The 492-nt window shown below is 51.8% G+C and carries 2 pseudogenes; both read left to right on the top strand.

Going from position 1 to position 492, the window contains the following annotated elements:
• Positions 1-250: pseudogene (locus BLX24_RS31155) on the top strand (hypothetical protein); the annotation flags it as partial.
• Positions 251-291: 41 nt separating this feature from the next.
• Positions 292-492: pseudogene (locus BLX24_RS31150) on the top strand (arsenosugar biosynthesis radical SAM (seleno)protein ArsS); the annotation flags it as partial.

Genomic DNA, 492 nt, shown 5'->3' with positions numbered 1-492 from the left:
GAATGATGCCGGCAAACGGGTGCTCGACGCAACGGGTCAACCGGTACCCATTGCCCACCGGCCGCCCCGCTGGCAGAAAAGCCAGGCGGAAGTGGCCCGGATTATTCTCAATCACGTCCGGCGACGCCGTCAGCGAACAGTGATTTCAGCGCTGGGAAAACTGATTGTACTGGTTCATACGCATCTGCCCCGGTTAGGCGACTGGATTGTGCTTACTACGATTCGCAGACTCAGGCATTTTTATGAGTGAAAGCTATTTTCACTCATTCACTCTTTATACGCTTACAACCTATGAAATCACTTAAAGCCAGCGGGCATCAGTTAGCCAATGTTGACGTACAACTCCGGACGCTCCAAAGCGAGGTAGCCGATACGTTGCAATTACCCCTTTTTCATCAGAAACTTCAGTCTGCGGGGCTGTTTCCGCTCAGTACCCTTGAGCCTGCTGTTTTTCAGATTAATCTGGGAAAAATGTGCAACCAGGTCTGCCGG

Origin of the sequence: Arsenicibacter rosenii (assembly GCF_001870735.1) — a bacterium.
Lineage (GTDB): Bacteria > Bacteroidota > Bacteroidia > Cytophagales > Spirosomataceae > Arsenicibacter > Arsenicibacter rosenii.
The sequence above is the reverse complement of the archived record's forward strand: the minus strand, read 5'-3'. Positions and strand labels throughout refer to the sequence as shown.